At 60.0% G+C, this 18,552-nt stretch carries 17 protein-coding genes; 9 read left to right on the top strand and 8 right to left on the bottom strand.

From position 1 onward, the window contains the following. Positions 1 to 16 precede the first annotated feature (16 nt). Entirely contained in the window at positions 17 to 1,060 is a 1,044-nt protein-coding gene (locus tag RBB29_RS17260; RefSeq protein ID WP_306115613.1) for a GlxA family transcriptional regulator, read from the top strand. Here RBB29_RS17260 and RBB29_RS17255 read toward each other — a convergent pair. Further along, entirely contained in the window at positions 1,027 to 1,971 is a 945-nt protein-coding gene (locus RBB29_RS17255; RefSeq protein WP_306115614.1) for a LysR family transcriptional regulator, read from the bottom strand. The genes RBB29_RS17260 and RBB29_RS17255 overlap by 34 nt on opposite strands. Before the next feature lie 220 nt (positions 1,972 to 2,191). Between RBB29_RS17255 and RBB29_RS17250 the strand changes: the two genes are divergently transcribed. The 6 genes from RBB29_RS17250 to RBB29_RS17225 all read left to right on the top strand — a co-directional run bounded on the left by RBB29_RS17250 (position 2,192) and on the right by RBB29_RS17225 (position 9,296). Next, entirely contained in the window at positions 2,192 to 3,217 is a 1,026-nt protein-coding gene (locus RBB29_RS17250; protein WP_306115615.1) for a TRAP transporter substrate-binding protein, read from the top strand. A 27-nt stretch (positions 3,218 to 3,244) separates the two neighbouring features. Continuing rightward, positions 3,245 to 3,835, top strand: coding sequence for a TRAP transporter small permease subunit (locus tag RBB29_RS17245; RefSeq protein WP_306115616.1), 591 nt, complete (start codon positions 3,245 to 3,247; stop codon positions 3,833 to 3,835). A 6-nt stretch (positions 3,836 to 3,841) separates the two neighbouring features. Beyond that, positions 3,842 to 5,200, top strand: a complete 1,359-nt coding sequence (locus RBB29_RS17240) for a TRAP transporter large permease subunit (RefSeq protein ID WP_306115617.1) — start codon at positions 3,842 to 3,844, stop codon at positions 5,198 to 5,200. A gap of 34 nt (positions 5,201 to 5,234) precedes the next feature. Then, positions 5,235 to 6,521: a 4-aminobutyrate--2-oxoglutarate transaminase gene (gene gabT / locus RBB29_RS17235; RefSeq protein WP_306115618.1), complete on the top strand. Its 1,287-nt coding sequence runs from the start codon at positions 5,235 to 5,237 to the stop codon at positions 6,519 to 6,521. A 32-nt stretch (positions 6,522 to 6,553) separates the two neighbouring features. Further along, entirely contained in the window at positions 6,554 to 7,678 is a 1,125-nt protein-coding gene (locus RBB29_RS17230) for a zinc-binding dehydrogenase (protein ID WP_306115619.1), read from the top strand. 217 nt (positions 7,679 to 7,895) lie between these two features. After that, positions 7,896 to 9,296 carry an MATE family efflux transporter gene (locus RBB29_RS17225; RefSeq protein WP_306115620.1) on the top strand — a complete coding sequence of 467 codons (1,401 nt, stop codon included), beginning with the start codon at positions 7,896 to 7,898 and terminating at the stop codon, positions 9,294 to 9,296. Positions 9,297 to 9,355: 59 nt separating this feature from the next. Here the strand turns inward: RBB29_RS17225 and RBB29_RS17220 are convergent, their stop codons facing one another. Beyond that, a complete protein-coding gene (locus RBB29_RS17220; RefSeq protein ID WP_306115621.1) occupies positions 9,356 to 10,231 on the bottom strand; it encodes a 3-hydroxybutyryl-CoA dehydrogenase in 876 nt (291 codons plus the stop codon). Positions 10,232 to 10,391: 160 nt separating this feature from the next. Here RBB29_RS17220 and RBB29_RS17215 point away from each other — a divergent pair, with 160 nt between their 5' ends. After that, positions 10,392 to 11,240, top strand: coding sequence for a DUF6473 family protein (locus RBB29_RS17215; RefSeq protein WP_306115622.1), 849 nt, complete (start codon positions 10,392 to 10,394; stop codon positions 11,238 to 11,240). A 42-nt stretch (positions 11,241 to 11,282) separates the two neighbouring features. On the opposite strand, the gene RBB29_RS17210 is transcribed toward RBB29_RS17215, so the two are convergent. From RBB29_RS17210 to RBB29_RS17200, 3 genes are all read right to left on the bottom strand, one after another. Beyond that, entirely contained in the window at positions 11,283 to 12,209 is a 927-nt protein-coding gene (locus tag RBB29_RS17210; RefSeq protein ID WP_306115623.1) for an electron transfer flavoprotein subunit alpha/FixB family protein, read from the bottom strand. After that, on the bottom strand, positions 12,209 to 12,967 hold the full coding sequence (locus tag RBB29_RS17205; protein WP_306115624.1) for an electron transfer flavoprotein subunit beta/FixA family protein: 759 nt from the start codon (positions 12,965 to 12,967) through the stop codon (positions 12,209 to 12,211). Before RBB29_RS17205 ends, RBB29_RS17210 begins: the two co-directional genes overlap by 1 nt. A 293-nt stretch (positions 12,968 to 13,260) precedes the next feature. Further along, a complete protein-coding gene (locus tag RBB29_RS17200; RefSeq protein WP_371931521.1) occupies positions 13,261 to 14,217 on the bottom strand; it encodes an ABC transporter substrate-binding protein in 957 nt (318 codons plus the stop codon). Between the two features lie 110 nt (positions 14,218 to 14,327). On the opposite strand from RBB29_RS17200, the gene RBB29_RS17195 reads away from it, so the two are divergent. Continuing rightward, a complete protein-coding gene (locus RBB29_RS17195; RefSeq protein ID WP_306115625.1) occupies positions 14,328 to 14,795 on the top strand; it encodes an Lrp/AsnC family transcriptional regulator in 468 nt (155 codons plus the stop codon). Between the two features lie 67 nt (positions 14,796 to 14,862). Here RBB29_RS17195 and RBB29_RS17190 read toward each other — a convergent pair whose 3' ends face one another. From RBB29_RS17190 to RBB29_RS17180, 3 genes are all read right to left on the bottom strand, one after another. Next, complete coding sequence (locus RBB29_RS17190) at positions 14,863 to 16,464, bottom strand: BCCT family transporter (protein ID WP_306115626.1); 1,602 nt, start codon at positions 16,462 to 16,464, stop codon at positions 14,863 to 14,865. Between the two features lie 32 nt (positions 16,465 to 16,496). Beyond that, complete coding sequence (locus tag RBB29_RS17185; RefSeq protein WP_306115627.1) at positions 16,497 to 17,654, bottom strand: extracellular solute-binding protein; 1,158 nt, start codon at positions 17,652 to 17,654, stop codon at positions 16,497 to 16,499. A 325-nt stretch (positions 17,655 to 17,979) separates the two neighbouring features. Beyond that, a complete protein-coding gene (locus RBB29_RS17180) occupies positions 17,980 to 18,552 on the bottom strand; it encodes a cob(I)yrinic acid a,c-diamide adenosyltransferase (protein WP_306115628.1) in 573 nt (190 codons plus the stop codon).

The following is an 18,552-nucleotide window of genomic DNA, read 5'->3' as shown; positions in this document are numbered from 1 at the left end:
GGGGGCCGGTCCTGTCATGAACGCACCGATCCCCATATTGCATTCACCCAGCAGCACCCGGTCCGAGACCCGGGTCGTGCTTCTCCTGGCGGACGGGGTGTCTCTGACGACGGTGTCGGCGGCGCTTGAGCCCTTCCAGCATGCTAATACGTGCATGGGGCGGCAACGGTTCGATGTTCAGCTCGTGTCATTGGGCGATGACGATCCCACGACGCAATCCGGGATTCCGATCCCGTGTGATGCGGCTGCTGAAGCGGTCCTGGCGCTTTGCAATACAATAGGCCGGCCCGATCTGGTCATCTTTTGCTGCGGCCAGAGCATGGACACCGTTTCGCGGGATCTACTTCAACGGTTTCTCCGCAGGCTGCTGCGTACCTGCATCCCCTTTTTCACGCTGGGATCGGCCTGCGAGGTGGTTGCTGGTACCGGCAGGAGAGATGGCGGGAAATACGCCGCCCATTGGAAATCCCTCGCGTCGCTCGAAGAACGCTTCCCGCAAACGCAATTCGACAGTGTTCTCTATTCCTCCGATGGCAGGGTCACGAGCTGCGCAGGTGAGTTGGCCACCTTTGACCTGATCGTTGATTTCATCGAGCAGGTCTGTGGCCCGAGGATCAGCAACGAAATCTGCCATCACTTTCTCGCATCCGGCAGGCGCAGTGGCGACACGCTCCAGTTTCTGGCCGCCGATGCCGCGACCTGCAAGGATGAGAGGTTCTTGCGCGCCCTCGATATTATGACCGAAAATATCGAAGCGCCGGTCACCATGGCGGAGCTGGCGCAGCGGATCGGGTTATCGACCCGGCAGGTCGAAAGGGTCTTTGCGCAAAACGGCTTGCCGCCACCGCTGAAATACTATGTTCGGCTGCGGTTGAACCGGGCGCATCAGCTGCTTGAACAGACCCAGATGTCTCTGATCGAGATCGCCGTGGCTTGCGGCTTTGAAAACCAATCGAGCTTCAGCAAGAACTACAAGCGTGCCTTCGGCGTCTCGCCCCTTGCTCGAAGAAACATGAAGAAGCCTGTTCAGGCGGTGCCTTCTCCGGGGAGCTGCACGTAATAGTTTTCTGCACTTTTTTCTGATTTGAGGGTCTCGCGGCAGACTGTGGCGAAGGTTTCGACGAGTTTCGTGGGAACGGAGCGGTTGGTGAATGCCAGCCCGTATTGCGGTGTCGGCACGTCGTCGCTCAGCGGGACATAGGCCAGTTCGCTGCCGTCATAGGCGCGTTCGTTGACGGGCCGCATGATCAGGAGCGCATACCCCTCGCCCGCGCCCACCAGGCTGCGCACGAGTTCGTAGGACTTGGCCTGATGCTTGATCCGGGGCCGCAGATTGGCCTGCGAAAAGAGCGACAGGAAGAACTGCTGCGTAATGGGCAGGTTGAGCGCGACCATGTCACGATCCGCCAACTGCCGGAGAGACACCGCGTCCTCCGCGGCAAGCGGGTCGTCTTTGGGCAGCAGCACATAGGGCGGCGCTTCGATCAGCGGCTCGAACTCGATCCCCGGACTGGGATACATGTTGTAGGTCAGCGCCACCTCGATGCTGCCCTGCGAGAGCATGTTGTTCAACTCATCAAGATCCGCTTCATGCACCCGGATCGAGATGTCGAACCCTCGGTCGCGCAGGCCCTTCAGGATGATCGGCACGATGAAAGCGGCGGTCGGAAAGAAACACCCGACCTCGATCACCCCGCGGGGGCTTTGACGCAGGTTGCGGGCGGCATCGTCGAATTCCTGAGCGTTTTCAAGAAGTCGCCTGGCCTGCGCGATGAAGCGGCGCCCGACAGGGGTCAGAACAACGCGGTGGGGCCGCTCCCGGATGAAGAGCTTGAGTTGATATTCGGCTTCGACCTTCTGGATCGCGGCGCTGATGGCGGGTTGGGAAATGGCCAGGTTTTCAGCGGCCGCGGAAATGCTGCCGTTATCGGCAACGGCGACGACATAGGTCAACTGGCGAAAGGGTGTCATTATAAGAAAACCTGAGATTGATTGACATTATATACTATTTTACAGATTAACCAATTTCCCTTCAACATGATCAAATAGCCAAACGCAGGGCCGGATACGGACCGGGTGCGAGAGCTATGACAAAAGATTATTCGACTGAGCCCTCGCATTTGGGTGTCATGAGAGTGTCAAATTGGTAGGCAAGAAAAGCCTGGAAAACCAAACACCGGGAGGATCAATTATGCAAAAATTCAATATTCTGACGGCGACCAGTGCCGCCTTCATGGCCTTGTCGGCGCCGGCCATCGCCGAGGAGCTGGACGTTGCCAGCACGTTTGGCACCAATAACCTGCTGGGGCAGATGGGTGTGAAATTCGCCGAGAATGTCAGCATCGCCACGGGCGGCGACCTGACGCTGACCCTGCATGAGCCGGGCGATCTGGTTCCCACGCTCGAAGTCTTCGACTCGGTCAGCAGTGGTGCGATTGATGCCGGTTGGGACTGGATGGGCTATTGGTCCAGCGTCGTGCCCGTGGCGCAGTTCTATGGCGGTCTGCCCTTCGGTCCGACCTCGGAAGTGTCATCGTCTTGGATGTGGAACGGCGGCGGGATCGAGATCATTCGCCGCGAATATGCCAAGCACAATGTGATGGTCTTCCCCTGCTTCATCGAACCGCAGGAAACCGCGGGTTGGTACCGCGAAGAGATCACTGGCCCCGAGAGCTATGACGGCATGAAAATCCGCATCTCGGGCCTGGGCGCGAAGGTTCTGACCAAGCTCGGCGCCTCGACGCAGCTTGTGCCGGGCTCCGAGACCTACCTGGCGCTTGAACGGGGCCGCGTGGATGCCGCCGACTTCGCCATTCCCACCGTGGATGAGGCGATGGGCTTCTACGAGATCGCCCAATACAACTACTTCCCCGGATGGCACCAATCCGCAAGCTGGTTCTCGTTCATCATCAACAAAGACGTCTATGACGGCTATAGCGATGAGCGCAAAGCGCAGATCGAAATGGCCTGCCATGCGACCATCCAATACACGTTCAACCGCCTGCCCGCCGAACAGATGGACGTGATCGCGCGGATGGCCGAAAAGGGGGCGATTACCAAGCGCCTGCCCGACAGTGTGATGGCGCGCCTGCGCGAGGCATGGGATGAGGTGTTGCAGGAAGAGCTGCAAAAGCCCGTGGTCAAGGAAATGTACGAGTCCCTGCAAGCGCACCAGGCTAAGGTGGACGCATGGAACGAGCTGCAAAGCCTCGACTAAGCTGACCCTTGCCCGGAGACCGGACCCGTGCTGAAAACCGTCCTCTTGTCCTTTGCCCGCGTGGTCGAAACGATTGGCCGCAAGCTGGGTGAGATCACAAGCTGGTTCGCTTTGGGCATTCTGGTCTCCGTGCTGACGGCGGTGGTCGCCGGGGCGATGGGCGCGAACGAAATGCTAAGCTGGGGCGTGCATATCCCCCTGCTTGGCGACAACCTCACGATCAACGACGTGTTTGACCTTGAATGGCACTTCTTTGCGGTGATGGTCATGGCGGGTGGGACCTATGCCTATCTCGATGACCGGCATGTGCGCTCTGACCTGATCTATTCCGGCCTCTCGGAGAGCGCCAAGAAATGGATCGACACAATCGGCGATGTCTTCCTGATGATGCCCTTCGCCGCGGTCATGTGCTGGCTGTCGATGAGTTTCGTTGGCCGGTCGTATCGGTCGGGCGAGCAATCGGATTACGGCGGCATGATCGACCGGTTCGCCATCAAATCCGTGATCCCCATCGGGTTTGCCATCTTGTTCGTGGTTCTGCTGGCCCGCGTGATCCGCCGCTTCCTGGATGATGATCTGGCCAAGGAAAACTATTCTCCGACTGACGAAAGCCTCTGACGCAAAATGGAATTCATCACTGAATACAGTTGGGCCATAGCCATGATCGTGGCCCTGGTGGTCGGTGTCTTCACCGGTTATCCGGTGGCATTCCTGCTTTGTGGCCTGGGCGTCCTCTTTGCCATCCTGTCGGGCATTCCTTTGAAATTCATGGGGACGGTCGTTTCCAAGATCTATGCCGGAACGCTGTCGAACTGGCTGCTCCTGGCGGCACCTCTTTTCATCTTCATGGGGCTGATGCTGGATAAGTCCGGCCTGGCCGAGCGTCTCCTCCTCACGCTCGAAAGGCTCTGTGGGCGGCTGCCCGGCGGGCTGGCACTTTCCGTTGCGCTGCTCGGCATCGTCATGGCAGCAAGCACCGGAATTGTCGGCGCGTCGGTCATGCTGCTGGGGGTCATCGCACTGCCGGTGATGATCCGCCAGGGATATGACCCGCAATTTGCCACCGGCGTGACGGCGGCCTGCGGGACACTGGGCATCCTCATCCCGCCCAGTATTATGCTGGTCTTCATGGGCGCGATCCTGCAAGTGTCCATTGGCGGGCTGTTCAAGGCAGCCTTTGTGCCGGGGCTTCTGCTGGGGTCGGTCTATATCCTCTACATCCTCGGGGTTGGCTTCTTCGCGCCAAGCCGCGCGCCCGTACCCGACCGCAAGGTCATCGACAAGATCGCGGAAAAGCAGGGCAGCCTTTTCTTCGAACTGCTCAAGAACCTTGTCGGGCCGCTCTTCCTGATTGTGGCGGTCCTCGGCTCGATCATGGTGGGACTGGCAACGCCGACGGAGGCCGCGGGTGTCGGGGCAGGGGGCGCGCTTCTCTTGGCGCTCATGTCGCGCAAACTCAATTTCGGCGTCATGCGTGAGGTGGTGCGCGACACGTCAAAAACCACGGCGATGGTGATCTTCGTGATGATCGGCGCGGCGTGCTTCAGCGCGATTTTCAAACGCCTCGGCGGAGATGACATGATCGAAGAGCTGTTCCTTGGCACCGGTTACGGCCCCTATGGTTTGCTGCTGCTGATGATGGGGCTGATCTTTGTCATGGGCTTCTTCCTGGAGTGGATCGAGATCAGCTTCATCGTGCTGCCGCTTTTTGCCCCGATCGTCACGGCCTTGGATTTCGGGTTCGAGGCAAGCGAGACGGAACTCCTGATATGGTTTGCGGTTCTTGCCGCCGTCAACATGCAGACATCCTTCATCACGCCACCGTTCGGGTATTCGCTGTTCTATCTGCGTGGCGTTGCCCCCGAAGGCGTCGATATCAAGGTGATCTACCGATCCTCCGTGCCCTTTGTGGTCCTGCAACTGATCTGTCTGTCCGCCCTGGTTCTCTTCCCGGACATCGTCCTGTGGCTGGTGCGGCTATGACCTCCTTTTCTAACCCATCTCCGACGAGGCAGAAATGACAACCAACCAGGATTTCGAAACCCGGCGCGACAATGCGGTGGCCCGCGCGATTGCCTATTCTTCGACCTTCGTGGCCGAACGGGCGGAAAACGCCGAGGTCTGGGATGTCGAAGGCAAACGCTACATTGATTTCTGTGGCGGCATCGGTTGCCAGAACATCGGCCATCGCAACGACCGCGTTGTGGCGGCGATCAAGGACCAACTGGACCGGCTGACCCACACCTGTTTCCAGATCACGCCCTACGAGAGTTACATCGCGCTGGCCGAGCGGCTTAACGCCCTTCTGCCCGGTGATTTCGCCAAAAAGTCGCTGTTCTTCTCGGCCGGAGGCGAGGCCGTGGAAAACGCAGTCAAAATCGCGCGCTACGTGACCAAGCGGCCCGGTCTCATCACCTTTACCAATGGCTATCATGGCCGGTCCTACATGGGCATGGGGTTGAGTGCCCGCATGGTGCCCTTCAAGGAGGGGTTCCGGCCCTTCCCGACAGAGATCTACCGGCTTCCGTTCCCCGATGAATTCCACGGCGTCACGCTGGACGACACCAAGCGCGCCTTCGAGACCCTGTTTCGAAGCGACTGCCCGCCCGATCAGGTCGGTGCCATGTTCTTCGAGCCGGTGCAGGGCGAGGGTGGCTATAACATCGCATCTCCCGATTTCCTGAGGTATCTGCGCGCGCTCTGCGATGAGCATGGCATTGTCCTCGTCGCCGATGAAATTCAGACCGGCATGGGACGCACCGGCAAACTCTTCGCGATGGAGCATTACGATGTCTGCGCGGACCTGACCTGCATCGGCAAAAGCATCGGGGGCGGTTTGCCGATCTCGGGGATCGTGGGCCGGGCTGACATGATCGACGCGGTCCCACCGGGCGGCTTGGGCGGCACTTTCGGCGGCAATCCGATGGCCTGTGCCGCGGCCCTTGCCGTGCTTGATGAAATAGAAGCGCAGGATTTGCTGCGGCGGGGCCGCGAGATGGGCACGCATATTGATGCCAGGCTACGCCGGATGGCGCAGCGCAACACCTTGTCCTGCATCGGGGATGTGCGGGCGCTTGGCTGCATGAATGCGATCGAGATTGTCAAAGACCGCGACACTGCCGAACCCGATGGCGAGTTGACGGCCAGGGTTGCGGCGACGGCCCTGAAAAATGGCCTGATCCTTGTCACCGCGGGGCCAGCGCGAAACGTCATTCGCCTGCTTGTGCCTCTCTCTGCGGAGCTTGGGACCGTCGATGAGGGGTTGGACATTCTTGAAGCCTCCCTCGAAGAGGCGGTGGCCTGAGGCGTAGTGACCATGTGGGAGGTGTTATGGGCATGAAGATCAAGGCAGCCGTTCTCAGGCGCTCCGACCTCCCGCGGCCCTATGCGACAAGCAAGCCCCTGAGCATCGAGGAGGTCGAGCTTGATCCGCCGAAACGGGGCGAGGTGCTGGTGCAGATCAAGGCGGTGGGGCTTTGTCATTCCGACCTGGTGGCAATCAACGGAGAGCGCGGCAAGCCCATGCCCATCGTGATCGGCCACGAGGCGGCAGGTGTGATCGTCGAATTGGGCGAGGGGGTTGAGGGGTTTGACCTGGGCGATCATGTCGTGCCCTCCTTTGTTGCAAGCTGCGGGCAGTGCGAGATGTGCATTACCGGGCGTCCAGCCCTTTGCGAACCGGCGACGGTTTCGAACGCGGCGGCGGTTTTGCGGGATGGCACCACAAGGCTGCATCAGAACGGCGTGCCCATCCACCACCATTCCGGCATTGCGGGTTTCGCCGAATACTCCGTCCTGCCCGCTGATGCCTTGGTGCGGATCGACAAGGACATCCCTTTTGAACATGCGGCGCTCTTTGGGTGCGGCGTGGTGACGGGCGTGGGCGCGGTGGTCAACACCTCCGGCGTCAAGGCCGGTGAAAGCGTTGCCATCATCGGCCTTGGCGGTGTGGGCCTGAGCGCAGTTCTTGCGGCGGTCTCCGCCGGTGCGGGGAAGGTTGTCGCGCTGGACCTCAGCGCCGAGAAACTGGAACTGGCAAGGCAGTTGGGTGCGCATACCGCTGTCAACGCGGCTGATCCCGACTGCGTGCAGCAGACCCTTGAAGCGACGTCAGGCGGTGTGCATGTCGCGGTTGAAACCGCCGGTTCCCCCCGTGCACTGCAGGCGGCCTATGACGTCACCCGCCGGGGCGGAACCACCGTCACGGCCGGCATGCCGGGGCCCGATGCGGAGATCACCCTGTCGCATCTCAGCATCGCCGCGCAGGAACGCACGATCAAGGGCTCCTACATGGGAAGCTGCATCCCCCGGCGCGACATCCCGCGCTACATGGCGATGTTCAAGGACGACAAGCTCCCGGTAGACCGGTTGCTGACCCGTACCATCGGGTTTGACGACCTGAACGCGGCCATGGATCGACTGGCGGATGCGGTCACCGTGCGCGAGGTTCTGGTTCCCTGAAGGCAGGCCGCTGGCTGCAATCGTTAGCCGCATCAGCGCCCCCAATGGGCCGTGCTGGACAGGTTGTGTTGCAGCGACACTTGCGCCTGCGCCGGAAAATATGTTCATCAATGCACCGATACCTGCGGATTTCGGCACGTTGGCATATTGCGCACAGTTGATTACCTCGGGTCTCAGGGGTGCGCGCCGACGCATCCGTCCGATCAGGAGAAGGCAATTGGCCCATATCGCCGATGCAAAATTCACCCAAGGCAACCTGATGCGTCACGTTTCGACGATGTCGTTGACCGCGAGCATCGGTTTGATGGCTGTCTTCGCGGTCGATCTGATAGACCTCTTCTTCATCTCGCTTCTGGGCGTGGATGAACTAGCGGCGTCGGCGGGCTATGCCAGCACGCTGATGTTCTTCGCAAGTGCCATCAACATCGGGCTTTCCATCGCCGCCGCTGCCCTCGTGTCACGGGCCATCGGGGGTAACCGCCATGAAGAGGCGCGCCGATACGCAACCAGCGTCGCCGCGTTCACGGTGATCGTCGGTATCCTGGTGCCGGTCGTGATGCTCACGAACGCGGATTTCTTGCTGGGGCTTGTGGGGGCAACGGGCGAGATCGCGCAGATGTCCAAGTCATATCTTTTCATCATCCTGCCCACGACGGTCTTTTCTGGTATGGCGATGGTCGCCGTTGCGGTGCTGCGGGCTTACGGTGATGCGAAACGGGCGATGTATCCCTCCCTTCTGGGCGGCGGGGTAAACGCGGTTCTGGACCCGATCTTCATCTTTTCCCTCGGGCTGGGTCTCGAAGGCGCGGCCTGGGCCACGGCCATCGCCCGGATGGCCACCATGGGGTTCGCGCTTTACCCGGCGATCCGGGAATACGATGCCTTTGCTGGGTTCCGGCCCCGTGAAGTGTCGAGGGACTTGCTCGAAGTGATCGGCATCGCCGTACCTGCGGTTCTGACCAATATCGCGACACCCTTGGGTACTGCCATCGTCACCCGCGAAATGGCGCGGTTCGGTACCGAAGCGGTGGCCGGCATGGCGGTGATCGGACGGCTGACACCGGTGGTTTTTGCGGTGGTCCTGGCGCTCTCGGGGGCCATCGGGCCGATCATCGGGCAGAATTTCGGGGCATCGCGTCTGGACCGGGTCCGCGAAAGCTATATCGACGGGTTGAAATTCCTGTCGATCTACGTGCTGCTTGCCGCGCTGGTGCTTTATCTGGTCCGCGTCCCATTGGCCGACATGTTCGGGGCAAAAGGGGATGCGCGCATCTTGATCTACTGGTTCTGCGGCCCGCTGGCGCTGGCGAACTTCTTCAACGGTGCCATTTTCGTCTCCAACGCCTCTTTCAACAATCTGGGCTACCCGGTCTATTCCAGTTGGATCAACTGGGGGCGGCACACGCTAGGCACCTGGCCGTTTGTCGTGGTCTTCGCGGCCTGGTGGGGCGCGCCGGGCGTGTTGATCGGACAGGCCGTGGGCGGTGTCCTCTTCGCGGTCGTGGCGGTCTGGCTGAGCTTCCGAGTGATCGGTGATCCCGGCAGACGGCTCTTCATGCCGCATCTTTGCCCGCAGCAATATCGGCTTCAGATCGTCAGCAACAGGTGCATTCGCTAGGGTCAGGACCGGTGGTCCGACAGAGCGTCTGACCTTGCCATCGTCAGGGTCTGGGGATGTCAGCGCGTCGGAACGGGCTCTTCACCGCGGTAGTCGTAAAACCCACGGCCAGTCTTGCGGCCCAGCCACCCGGCCTCGACATACTTCGTCAGAAGCGGGCAGGGGCGGTATTTGGTATCGGCCAGCCCGTCATGCAGCACGTTCATGATCGCAAGACAGGTGTCCAGACCGATGAAATCAGCGAGTTCCAGCGGCCCCATCGGGTGATTTGCCCCAAGGCGCATGGATTGGTCGATCGACTTCACATTGCCCACACCCTCGTAGAGCGTATAGACCGCCTCGTTGATCATCGGCATCAGGATGCGGTTCACGATGAAACCGGGGAAATCCTCGGCCGTGGCCGACGTCTTCCTGATCTTCTCGACGACTTCCATGCAAGCATCAAAAGTTTCGGTATCGGTCGCGATGCCCCGGATCAGCTCGACCAGTTGCATGACCGGAACCGGGTTCATGAAATGGAACCCCATGAACTTCTCGGGACGGTCCGTCCGGCTTGCCAGACGTGTGATCGAAATCGACGAGGTGTTCGAGGTCAGGATCGTATGCGGTTGCAGATGGGGCAGCAGCTCGTCAAAAATCGCCTGCTTGACCGTTTCGCGCTCGGTCGCGGCCTCGATCACCAGGTCAGTCTTGCCAAGATCGGTCAGGGTCAGTGTCGTCTCGATGCGACCCAACGCGCCGTCCATGTCGGCCTGGCTGATTTTCTCGCGGCTGACCTGGCGGGTCATGTTCCCCTTGATGGTTTCCATGGCACTGTCCAGCGCATCCTGGCTGATATCGGTCAGCAGGACATTGTATTCCGCAAGCGCCATCACATGGGCGATACCATTGCCCATCTGCCCCGCCCCGATCACGCCGATTGTCTGGATCGCCATTTGAACGCCCTTTCACGTCATTTGTGGTCAACATAGGCCCCCCGAGGGGCGAGCCGCAAGGGCCGGAGATCGTTAAAAACTGTGGTGAATTCGCGCATTAGATAATTCTCAACCGCTTTGGCCGAATCTGTGCCCGGGTAAGTGAGAAATGGGGTTTGGAATGGCCTTCGAAAGACTGGGGAGCAATCCCCTTGAATATCTACCGTGTGAATATCCGGGGTCGAAACTCAAGTTTCGCGGCCCGCAGCGGAAATTGCAGGCGCCATATGCCGCATTTCTGGGGGGGACGGACACCTATGGCAAATTCATCGAACAGCCCTATCCGGCCCTGATCGAAGCACGAACCGGTGTAAAATGCGTCAACTTTGGTTGGCCGAATGCCGGTGTCGATGTGTATCTCAACGATATCGGGGTCCTGATGGCCACGGCCAATTCTGCGGTCACGATCCTGCAGGTGCCGTGTGTGACCAACATGACCAACCGGTTCTACTCGGTACATCCGCGCCGGAATGACAGGTTTCTTGAGGCTTCGGGCACCCTGCGCGCGATCTATGGAGAGGTCGACTTTACCGAGTTTCATTTTGTCCGGCATATGCTGGAACGGCTGCAAAAGGTATCGGAAGAACGCTTCGCCACGGTGATCGAAGAGATTCAGACCGCGTGGATATCGCGGATGCAGCTTCTTCTGCAGAAGATCGACAGCAAGGTCATCCTGCTATGGATGTCGGCGCGCAAACCCGAGGAACATACCGCGCAAACGCGGGTGGAATATGACCCGATCTGCGTGTCCCGGCAAATGGTCGAGACCCTGCGCCCCATGGCCGAACAGATGATCGAAGTCGTGGCCGGTGATGCGATCAAGACCGAAGGCACCAAGGGCATGCGGTTTTCCGAGCTGGAGACGCCCGCTGCGCAAGAGGTTCTTGGGCCAACGGTTCACTACCAGGTGGCAGAGGCGTTGGGACCGCTGGTCGAGGGCATGGTGCAGGAAACGAAAAAGGCCCGCTGATTTTTGCGGGCCTTTTGTAGGTTATTGCTGACCGGGTAGGTCTCAGAGTTTTTCGGTGAGTTCTGGGACGGCTTGGAAGAGGTCTGCGACGAGGCCGTAGTCGGCGACCTGGAAGATCGGGGCTTCTTCGTCCTTGTTGATGGCCACGATGACCTTGCTGTCCTTCATGCCTGCAAGGTGTTGGATCGCACCGGAGATGCCGACAGCGACATAAAGATCGGGCGCGACAACCTTGCCGGTCTGACCCACCTGCCAGTCGTTCGGGGCGAAGCCTGAATCCACCGCGGCGCGGGACGCACCCACGGCGGCGCCGAGCTTGTCGGCGAGGGCTTCGATGATCTTGAAGTCCTCTTCCGAGCCAACACCACGGCCACCGGAGACAACCACGCCGGCCGAGGTCAGCTCGGGGCGGTCGCTTTCGGCAACCTTGTCTTCGACCCACTCAGACAGGCCCGGATTGGCGGCGGCAGAGACGGTTTCGACCGAGGCCGACCCGCCTTCGCCCGCGGCGTCGAATGTCGCCGTCCGGAAGGTCACGACCTTCTTGGCGTCCGACGATTTCACCGTCTGGATCGCGTTACCCGCATAGATCGGGCGTTCGAACGTGTTGCCATCGACAACGCCGGAGACATCCGAGATCACCATCGCATCGAGCAGGGCTGCGACACGGGGCATCACGTTCTTGGCGTCGGTGGTCGCAGGGGCCACGATGTGTTCGTAATCACCGGCCAGCGACACGATCAGGGCCGCGGTCGATTCCGCCAGGCGGTGACCCAGGCTGTCGTCTTCGGCGACCAGCACCTTGGCCACACCGTCGATCTTGGCCGCGGCTTCACCCGCAGCGGCAGCGGACCCGCCACAGCAGAGCGCGGTCACATCACCCAGTTTGCTTGCGGCAGTGACGGCCTTTGCGGTCGCGTCCAGCGCCAGTTCGCCATCGGTTACTTCGGCGAGAAGAAGAACAGCCATTATACAGCCCCCGCTTCTTTGAGTTTCGACACAAGCTCGTCCACCGAGCCCACGATTTCACCGGCCTTGCGCGCCTCGGGCTCGTCGGTCTTGACGATTTCCAGGCGCGGCGTGACGTCGACGCCGTAATCGGCGGCGGTTTTTTCGTCCAGCGGCTTTTTCTTGGCCTTCATGATGTTGGGCAGCGACGCATAGCGCGGCTCGTTCAGGCGCAGGTCGACCGTGATGATCGACGGCATCGCGACCTTGATCGTCTGCAAACCGCCATCCACTTCGCGGGTGACCAGCGCGTGATCGCCCTCGATGTCCAGCTTCGAGGCAAACGTGCCCTGCGACCAGCCGAGAAGCGCCGACAGCATCTGACCGGTGGCGTTCATGTCATTGTCAATCGCCTGCTTGCCCGCCAGAACGATGCCGGGCTGCTCTTCGTCGACGATGGCCTTGAGGATCTTGGCAACGGCCAGCGGCTCGATATCGGTGTGAACGTCATCGGCGGCCACAACCAGGATCGCGCGATCCGCACCCATGGCCAGCGCGGTCCGCAGGGTTTCCTGCGCCTGCTTGACGCCGATCGACACCGCGATCACCTCATCAGCCTTGCCGGCTTCCCTCAGGCGGATGGCCTCCTCGACGGCAATCTCGTCGAAGGGGTTCATCGACATTTTCACATTGGCAAGATCGACACCGCTTCCATCCGCTTTCACGCGAACCTTCACGTTATAGTCAATCACGCGTTTGACAGGTACGAGCACCTTCATTGGCATGGTCTCCGTTAAAATGACGGAGAGCCGCGATTGCGACTCCCCAGAAAGCTCTCTGGCGTTTGATATAGAACTGTTAATCGCGGCAACAGGGAAAAATCGTCACGTTTGCGTCCTACGACGTCGCGTTTCCGGTATGACCGCAAGAAAATGGGCGGTTGATCCGCCGATTCATGCTCAAATGCCACCGCCCGGGGCGAATTCCACCCGGAGGCGGTCAGACCAAATGAGGGTTTCCGGGGGCGGTGAACCGGGGCGGGGAGAGCCCCGGTTCGTCTCAGCCGCTCGCGTTACGAGCCACTGGCGGCAGCGACCCAGGGCTGCCAAATGTCCTCGTTGGCGTCCAGCCATTCGGCGGCGGCATCTTCCGGCTCCAACTCGTCAATGTCCACGAGCTTGGCCATTTCCGCGATTTGCGGATTGGTAAAGGAAATCGCTTGCAGAACCTTGTAGGCATTTGGCCACTTTTCGGGCATGCCATCCCACGCGGCCTTCTTAAGGTATCCATTGGCCGGATTGCCGCAATCATGTGGTTTGTCGGGATTGGGGCCAAGCGACGGGTCCTTGTCGCAACCGTCTTCCCAGGCGGGGAACTCGACGAACTCACCGGGCCAGACGGCTTCGGCGAAATTGGGCGTCCAGTTAAACACGACCACCGGGCGATTGTCTTTTTCCGCAGCACCGATTTCGGCCCAGAGTGCCGCGGCTGACCCGGCATTGATGACCACGAAGTCCATTTCGAGGGCCTCAACCTTTTCCTGCGCATGTTTCAGCCAGTCCACCGGCCCATCAAGATAACGCCCTTTGCCGCCGGTCTCGGCCGTGGCAAAAAGCTCGGCGCAGTCGTTAAGGGCCTTCCAATCAGGCAGGCCCGGGCAGGCGTCCTTGCTCCACATCGGGTACCACCAGTCCTCGCGGGTGACGGCATCATGGTCACCCGCATCATGCAGCCCGCCCTTCTCCAATGCGGCGGTGAAGGACTTGCCAAACGCGCCTTCCCAGACCTCAAGCTCCAGTGTCACGTCCCCCAGGCGAAGGGATTCGTAGACCGCCTGGCTGTCGGTGGTGACGAATTCGACGTTGTTTCCCATGGATTCGAAGATCTGCCCGACCACGTTGCTCATCACGATCTGACTGGACCAGTTATGGATCGGGATGACGATCGGATCGCTGCTGTCTGCCGCGCTGACCAGCAGCGGCGTCAAAGCCAGGACCGTGGACATGGTGGTAAGTTTCACCGGGTTCATTATATTTCCTCCATTGTTATCGCTATCTTGAACATCATGAAGCTATCGGGTTGGAGAAATCTGACCTAAAATCCGGGTAATTTGAAAAAGTGTAGAGGATTTCAGCTATCATGGATGATGGAGGAGCGGTGGACCGTATCGACCGGGCAATCCTGCAGGTGTTGAGCGAGGATGGCCGCGCCAGCGTCGAGAAGGTGGCCGAACGGGTTGGGCTTTCCCCGACACCTGTCCGCCGCAGGATCAAGCGGCTGGAACAAAGCGGTGTCATTGCCGGGTACCGTGTTGTAATCGACCCAGAGAAATGCGGGTTGGACCTGGCGATCTATGTCCTCGTGACATTAACCACTGGCAGCGCGCAGATGATGACAGAGTTCGAAAGCGCCGTGAAACAGATGCCCGAGGTTCAGCGGTGCGATCTGCTTGCGGGGCCGAACTGTTATCTTCTGTCGATGCGGGTCAAAAGCATGAAGTGCTATGACAAGTATCTGCGTGAATATCTGGTCAATCTCCCCAGTGTCTACGCCATCGATTCGCGGTTCGTGATTGGTCAGGTCAAAGAGACTGCTCTTGTCCCCTAATGTCTGGGATATCACATGAAAAAAGGGGCGGTGAACCGCCCCTTTCTGAACTTGTGCCTTTCCGGCTTTACCGGTTGAGGAACTCGAGGTCGTACTTGTCCTCGACATCCGGTGCCGGGTGGTCTTCGTAGAGCGACTTGACCATGCCGTAGGTCATGAAGAGCAAGATCACCGCAATCGGCAGACCGGCCACGATCGACGCGGTTTGCAGCGCGCTGAGCCCGCCCGCCAGCATCAGGACACCGGCCACGATACCCGCCGTCAGGCCCCAGAAGATGCGGAATTTGACCGGTGGGTTCTCATCGCCCATCGACAGCATCGTGCACATCACCAGCGTGCCCGAGTCCGACGATGTGACGAACCACGAGATCAGCAGGATCGTGATGAGCACCGTGATCGGGTAGGTCAGCCAGCTATAGCCGAAGCCTGCGACGGTCTTGAACACGCCCGCGGCGTAGTCGTCATTGACCGCGTCCATTACGCCCGCCCCGTAGAACAGGTCAACGCCAGCGGCAGCACCGCCAAAGACACCCATCCAGAGCATCACGACCGAGGTCGGGATCAGCAGGACGCAGAAGCAGAACTGCCGGATGGTGCGACCCTTGGAGACGCGCGCGATGAAGAGGCCCACGAACGGGCACCACGCGATCCACCAGCCCCAATAGAAGATGGTCCACCAGCTTTGCCATTGGTTCTCGGGATCGCCATTGATCCAGAAGCCCATCGGGATGACGTTCCACAGGTAGTCGCCAAAGCCGGAAATGGTGATGCCGAGCAAGAAGGCCGTGGGGCCGAGGATGATGAACAGGATCAGCAGGCCAATCGAGGCCATCACGTTGCATTCCGAAAGGATCCGAACGCCCTTGCCCACACCCGAGGCCGCCGAGGCGGTGCCGAGGCAGGTGATGATCGCCACGAGGATGAGCTGGTTCGTCTGGGTGTTGGACATCCAGCCGAGGTTCTCGAGACCGGCGGCAATGGGCGTGACGCCAAGGCCGAGCGATGTGGCGAGGCCAAAGATCGTACCGAACACGCCAATCAGATCTACCAGGTGACCCCAGGGGCCATAGATCTTGTCCTTGAGTACCGGGTAAAGCGCTGTCCGCAGGGTCAGCGGCAGGTCACGGCGATAGGAGAAATAGGCGAGGCTCAGCCCGACAAGGACGTAAAGCCCCCAGCCGTGGAAACCCCAGTGGAAGTTGGTGACAGTCACCGCCGAAATGGCCGCATCAACACTGCCCGCCTCCGCGCCAGCGCGCTCCATGAACGGGCTGCCCTGGATATGATACATCGGTTCGGCCACGCCCCAATAGATCAGGCCCGATCCCAGGCCCGCGCTGAAGAGCATGCAGATCCAGGAGAAAGTTGAAAAATCGGGTTCGTCGTCATCCTTGCCAAGTTTCACATCGCCAAACCGGCTGACCAGCAGCCAGAAGACGAAGAAAAGCGCCACGTTGACCACGATCACATAGAACCAGTCCATCGTGTTGATGATGAAATCCTTGCCGAGCGCAAAAACTTCGCTGGAGCGTTCCACGTCCATGATCGTGTAGAGCACGAAGCCGATGATCATCACCATCGACAGGATGCCCATAAGCGGGTTCATCCCCGCGAACAGGCCTGATTTCGCGACCAGATTGTCGGGTTTGTTAGTCGTTTGATCACTCATGTCTTGTTACCTCTCTGTCCCGTTCTTGCCGCTCACCGGACTGTTCCGGAGGCACCCTGGCGGGCACCGGCGGACATCCAGATGTCGAATTTCTCTTCGAGGCGGGCGTGATTGTCCGCCCACCATGCGGCGTCCGACATGATGTGCAGCTTGTCTTCATAGGCAGGTCCGTTGGGGATCTGCGACAGAGTGTCGTCGGTCAGGCGGGACAGGGATGATTTGCGCGTGGGGCCGTTAGGCAGGAAGCCCACCATGTTTGCCAGCGAATTGGTGCTGCTGGCGAAGCGGATGAAATCCTTGGCCTCTTCCTTGTAGCGGCTGCCTTTTGGAATGCCGAAGAGGTCAAGCTCGATCACGCGGCCGTCCATGTTGACCGTGAAATCGGCCCCTTCCTCGCGTGAGGCGACGACCCCGGTCGTGGCCCAGATCATCGACATGGAGACCTCGCCGGCGTTCAGCATACGCACCGGTTCGCGTCCCGCCTGCCAGGTTTGAAGGCCCGCGCGGATCGAATCCATTTTTTCAAACGCGCGTTCGACACCTTCATCGGTTTCGAGCGTCGCGTAGACATCTTCACGTGCGACCCCATCGGCCATCAATGCCCATTCCATGATCACGGTGGGATCGTTGCGAATGGCACGCGCCCCGGGGAATTTCTTGGTGTCGAAGAAGTCGTTGATGGTTGCGGGGGTGTTACCCTCGAACGCGTCGTTCTTGTAGGCAAATGCCGTGCCCCAGACGATCACGCCAACACCGCAATCGTTCAGCGCGCCTTCGACAAAGTCATCTTCGGCGGGGGTGCCATCGGCGCCGGCGGGCAGGGAGATATCGGAAAGATCCTCCAAAAGCCCTTCCTTGCAGGCGCGTAGCGAATCCGCCTGGGTCAGGTCCACCACGTCCCAGATGACATTGGCGGATTCGACCTGGTCGCGGATTTCGTCGATGCCGCCATTGTAATGTTCGACGTGAACGCGGGTGCGCTTCTCAGTCTCATACGGACGCACGAAGCCCAGCATCTGGCTGCGCATATAGGGGCCTGTCCACGAGGTGAAGGTAATTTCCGGGGGTGGTGTGGCCCCTTCCAGGCCGGCGGTGCTCTGCGCGGTAACCGCGGCTGGCAGCGCCGTCATCGTCAGCAAGGCGCAGAATATACCCGCCCTTGCCGACAAACCCATGTCGTTTGACTTCATTGTCGTCCTCCCTTGTTTCCGATTGCCCCATGGTTTTTGTCACCCGGGCGAGCTCGCCTGAGTGCTGGGGTGTTCGCTTTAGAGCTTCAGAAGTTCTGAAGATTTCATAAGGAAAGATTGAATTGAATCCGAAACCACCCGGTATAAGGAATCGACATAAATGATCTTGAAACCGACAAAAGCGGCGGATCGTCTCGGCAATGCCCTGGGGTGTCGCCTCGAAATGCCCGGGTGTGAAATGCAAATGCCGCGCGGGGAAATCGCGCGGCATTGTCGGTTTTCTTCGGTTCAAATCGGGGGGGTGTGGTTGAGGCCTGCGGGGCGGTCAGCGATTTGCGCCAGGGACCCATAGGACGTCGGTCTTGCCACCGTCATTGGCGATCCGCGCGGCGCAGAAAAACCAGTCGCTCAGGCGGTTGAGATACTTGATGGCCGCGGGGTTGACCGCTTCGACTGTCGACAACTCCACCGACAGGCGTTCACCACGGCGGCACACGGTACGACAGAGATGCAGGTAGGCCGCCAGCGGCGATCCACCGGGCAGGATGAAGCTGCGCAGTGGCTCAAGCGCCTTGTTCATCTGGTCGATCTCGGCCTCCAGGCGATCAACTTGAGTGTCGCTCATCCGCAGGGGCGGATACTCGGCCTCGGCATCCTTCTCCATATCCGGGCGGCAGAGATCGGCGCCCAGGTCAAAGAGGTCATTCTGTATCCGGGCCAGAGCCTCATCCACGTCGCCCGAAGCGTGCAGACGCGCAAGGCCCACGGTGGCGTTCACCTCGTCGGTGGTGCCGTAGGCATTTACCCGGGCCGAATGTTTGGCCACCCGGTCACCGTTGCCAAGCGCGGTTTCCCCGGCATCGCCGGTCCGCGTGTAGATCTTGTTTAGAACGACCAT

Origin of the sequence: Roseovarius sp. MMSF_3359 (assembly GCF_030733385.1) — a bacterium.
Lineage (GTDB): Bacteria > Pseudomonadota > Alphaproteobacteria > Rhodobacterales > Rhodobacteraceae > Roseovarius.
Note: the sequence above shows the minus strand (reverse complement) of the source record. Positions and strands in the feature narration are given on the sequence as shown.